This window comes from Protofrankia sp. CiP1_Cm_nod4, from assembly GCF_982290645.1.
On the sequence record NZ_CEVIVC010000010.1, the window covers coordinates 1 to 3,842 of the forward strand.

Annotated in this window: 3 protein-coding genes; 2 read left to right on the top strand and 1 reads right to left on the bottom strand. The window is 74.2% G+C overall.

Annotated elements, in window-relative coordinates; translation table 11 throughout:
* Positions 1–2 precede the first annotated feature (2 nt).
* On the bottom strand, positions 3–1,457 hold the full coding sequence (locus AC5LSR_RS03810; RefSeq protein ID WP_493468144.1) for an aldehyde dehydrogenase family protein: 1,455 nt from the start codon (positions 1,455–1,457) through the stop codon (positions 3–5).
* 624 nt (positions 1,458–2,081) lie between these two features.
* Between AC5LSR_RS03810 and AC5LSR_RS03815 the strand changes: the two genes are divergently transcribed.
* On the top strand, positions 2,082–2,702 hold the full coding sequence (locus AC5LSR_RS03815) for a DUF6758 family protein (protein WP_250285586.1): 621 nt from the start codon (positions 2,082–2,084) through the stop codon (positions 2,700–2,702).
* A 199-nt stretch (positions 2,703–2,901) separates the two neighbouring features.
* The coding region (locus AC5LSR_RS03820) for a diacylglycerol/lipid kinase family protein (protein WP_493468145.1) at positions 2,902–3,842 on the top strand (941 nt) is incomplete at its 3' end.

Genomic DNA, 3,842 nt, shown 5'->3' on the forward strand with positions numbered 1-3,842 from the left:
GGTCACAGGTCGAGGCCGGTGAGGACGAGGACCCGTTCGACGGTGAGGTCCGCCATGGCCGCGTGCACGCCCTCCCGTCCCACACCGGACTCCTTGGCGCCGCCGTAGGGCATCTGGTCCGCCCGGTAGGACGGGACGTCCCCGATGATCACTCCGCCGACGTCGAGCTGGTGGTAGGCGCGGAAGGCGGTCGTCACGTCATGGGTGAAGATCCCGGCCTGCAGGCCGTAGGGGCTGTCGTTGATCCGGGCCAGGCCGTCGTCGAGGCTGTCGACCGGTTCGATGACCAGCACCGGCCCGAACACCTCCTCCCGTACCACCTTCGCCTCGGGTGGCACGCCGCGCAGCACGGTCGGGGCGATGGACGTGCCGTCCCGCTTGCCGCCGGTGACGAGCGTCGCGCCGGCGTCGACGGCCTCGGCGATCCAGCGTTCGACCCGTTCCGCCGCCGTCAGGTCGATCAGCGGCCCGACCTCGGTCGCCTCGTCGGCCGGGTCGCCGGTGCGCAGCCGCTCGACCGCGGCCGTCACCTCGCTCAGCAACGTCTCGTACACGCCACGTTCGGCATACACCCGTTGGACGGCGATGCAGGACTGGCCGGCCTGGTAGTTCGAGAACGTCGCGATCCGCTGGGCGGCCTGGCGCAGGTCCGCCGGCGAGGACCAGTCGGCGGCGACGAGCACCGCCGCGTTGCCGCCGAGCTCGAGGACGACGTGCTTGCGGGGCACGGCGTCCCGGATCGACCAGCCGACCGCCGCGGAGCCGGTGAACGACACCACTGGCAGCCGCGGGTCCGCGACCAGCTCCGCCATGGCCTCGTTCGGCACGGTCAGCACCGACCACGACCCTTCGGGCAGGTCGGTCTCGGCGAGCAGTTCGGCGAGCAGCAGGGACGACAGCGGCGTCTTCGGCGCCGGCTTGACGATGATCGGCGCGCCGACGGCCAGCGCCGGCGCGACCTTGTGCGCGACCAGGTTCAGCGGGAAGTTGAACGGCGTGATCCCCAGCACCGGGCCGCGGGGGACGCGCCGGACCACGGCCAGCCGCCCCGCCCCCGCCGGGTCGGTGTCGAGCCGTTGCAGGTCCCCGGACCAGCGCCGGGCCTCCTCCGCGCCCCAGCGGAAGGTCGACGTCGCCCGGGCGACCTCGGCCCGCGCCCAGGTCAGCGGTTTGCCGCTCTCGGCGGTGATGAGCGCGGCGATCTCCTCACCGCGCTCGGCGATCCGGCCGCTGACGTGAGTGAGGGCGGCGGCCCGGCCGTGCGCCGACACGGCCGCCAGCTCCCGCGCGGCCCGGGCGGCGGCGGCCACCGCCACCTCCACCTGCCCGGCGTCCGGCTGCGAGACCGTGGCGACCGGACGGCCGTCCCACGGGTGACGCACCTCGAAGGCCGTCGAGCCCGTCGCCGGCCGGCCCGCCACCCAGAACGGTTCGACCTTGCCCATGGATGCCACCACTCCACCTTCGTGCACAGGACGCCCGGAAGGGCGGCGCCACGCGGGACGGGACAACGTCGGTATACCGAACAACTGGCAACAACCGGCAACCGCCGGCAGCCGCTGACGGCCACCGGCGACCGCCGGACGAGCGGACGGCCGGGCGGATGCGCACGTACATGTGCGCATCGTGCCGATGCCGGGATACCGGGCGCCGGAGCCAAGCGCACGGTCACACCGGACACACGGACCATGCCGGACGGCCGAGCGCAACACCCGTTGTGACGCCCACTGATGCCACCCGGTCAGGCAATACCCGGTCCGGGCGAGATGAAGCACCCTCTCGGGCAGGGCGAAACATCCACGGCGGCTCCAGCGGCGGCTCCGCAGCGGCTCCGCGGCGGTTCCACGGGACGGCTCCCCCACGGGGGCCCATGTGCGGAGGCCTCCGCACATGGGCCCCTCAGGGCCTTCCCGCGGTGGCTCCGCGGCGGCTTCACGGTGGCGGGGCGAAGGCTGCGGGGCGAGGCGTCCGCGGTCCGCCCGCGACGGGTTTGACGAACGAAAGCCAAGGGAAGTGACCACGGCTATGAAAGCGTCGTCGAGTGACGCGTATCGCCTGGAAGGCCGCTGGGGAGCCCGCCGGTGACGACTCCTCCCGCCTGTCCCCGATGCCTGGGGGCACTATGCCCGCCTGATCTGTGGAACGACCAGTGGCGCTGCGAGGAGCACGGGGAGGTCGCGCCGTACCGGGTCGCCGCGTCCTCCCGGGAGCAGGCGCTGCTCTTCCTCGCGCACGCGGCCACGGCGCCGGTCTGGGTGCCCTGGCCGATGCCGGTGCACTGGTTCGGCAGCGGGGTCGCCTGGGCCGGTGACGAGCGCACCGGCCCGCGGGCCACCGCGTTCGCCGCCGGCGGGCCGTCCCCGCTCGGTGGGCCGGCCGAGCTGGTCCTTGTCGCCGAGGAGCCCGGGACGGGTCTCGGGGCGCGGCTGGCGGGGCTGCCCGGCACCGACCCGGAACGCATCGGCGGCAAGCCCGAGGAGAAGATCGAGGCGGCCGGGCATCCGACCGCCCTGTGGCCGGTGCTCTGCCCGCCCGACCGGGCGGTGTTCGTCGGGGAGGCCTGCGGGGTGTGGCTGTGGGTCGCGCTCTGGCCGTCCGACGCGGCCACGCTCCTACTCGAGCACCTCGTCCTGTGGGATCTGCGCAGCACCGAGACCCTCGCCACCTGCCTGCTCTTCGGCGCCGACAGCACCCACCTGTAGCCCGTCCGTAGCCGGCGGCCGCGACGTCGTAGCCGTCCGCGGTCCCGGCGACCGACACCAGAGATCGCCCGACGGGGTTCTCCGGAGAGATCGTAAGATCGTCGACGGTCGGACGGTGTTCGACAACAGATGATCATGCTGGTGGGCGTGCGTACCCCGGGCCGGGAAGCGGTCCGGGAACGGGAGAGGGCTGGCGGGGATGACGACACCTGGGACGGACACCGCACCTGGGACGGACACCGCCGCGCCACCGGCGGCGGAGGTGGACCGGCGGCGGCTGCTGCTCATCGTCAACCCGCACGCCGGTGGCGGACGGGGCGCACGGGCGCTGCCGGACGTGTCCGCCGCGCTGCGGCGCTGGGCGTCGGACGTGCGCGTCGAGCGGACCCGCGACATCGGCCACGCCGCCGATCTCGCCGGACAGGCGGTGGCCGACGGCCGGGTGGCGGTCGCCCTCGGCGGGGACGGTCTGGCCGGCCGGGTCGCCGAGGCCGTGGCCCGGCTGGGCGGGCTGCTCGCCGTGCTGCCCGGGGGGCGCGGCAACGACTTCCTGCGCTCCGTCGGCGCCAGCCGGGATCCGGTGATCGCCGCCACCGCCCTGGCCAGCAGCGTCGAGCGTCGCATCGACCTGGCCGAGGCCAACGGGCGGGCCTACCTCGGCATCGCCAGTGTCGGCTTCGACTCGGACGTCCAGGTGATCGCCAACCGGGCCCGGTTCGTCCGCGGCCAGCAGGTCTACACCTACGGCGCGTTACGGGCGGCGGCGGCGTGGAAGCCGGCCCGGTTCACCGTGGAGATCGACGACGGTGCCCCGCGCGAGCTCGTCGGCTGGACGGTGGCGGTGGCGAACTCCGCCTGCTACGGCGGCGGGATGCGCCTGGCACCCGGGGCGGAGCTCGACGACGGGCTGCTCGACGTCGTGCTGCTGGCGCACTGCGGCAAGATCACCTTTCTGTCGACGTTCCCGAAGGTGTTCTCCGGGCGCCATGTGGACTCCGCGCACGTCGAGGTGCTGCGGGCACGCAGTGTCCGGGTGGACGCCGACCGGCCGTTCCAGCTCTACGCCGACGGCGACCCGGTCGCGGACCTGCCCGCCCGGATCGTCCTGCGGCCGGGCCTGCTCCGCTTCCTCGCACCCCC